This window comes from Shewanella electrica, from assembly GCF_022321485.1.
Classification (GTDB): Bacteria; Pseudomonadota; Gammaproteobacteria; order Enterobacterales; family Shewanellaceae; genus Shewanella; species Shewanella electrica.
In genome coordinates this window covers 1-243 of the sequence record NZ_JAKOGG010000680.1, presented here as the reverse complement: position 1 = coordinate 243, position 243 = coordinate 1, and the positions used below count along the sequence as shown (strand labels likewise).

At 45.3% G+C, this 243-nt stretch carries 1 protein-coding gene; it reads right to left on the bottom strand.

Annotation, left to right across the window (positions count from 1 at the left end):
• Nucleotides 1–243, bottom strand: a 243-nt coding sequence (locus tag L9G74_RS21795) for a DUF1077 domain-containing protein (RefSeq protein ID WP_238898970.1), incomplete at both ends; no start/stop codon positions are given.

Here is a 243-nt window from a genome sequence, read left to right as displayed (position 1 = left end):
AGGGACTTGGCAGTGTTCATGACAATCATAGCTGTAATCATGATACTAAAGATATTGATAGAGTTACCACTCATCCACATCATAAAGCCCGTCTGGAGTAAGCTTTTAAAAGGAGCCATGCCAATTTCCATGGCACGCTTTTTTTTGAGCTCCAACGTGTTGGTGGTCTTGGCGACGACTTTATTCGAGTCCTTGTCAAATGAAGCGCCCTTGACGTATCCTACAGGCTCAAGTCTGTGCGGC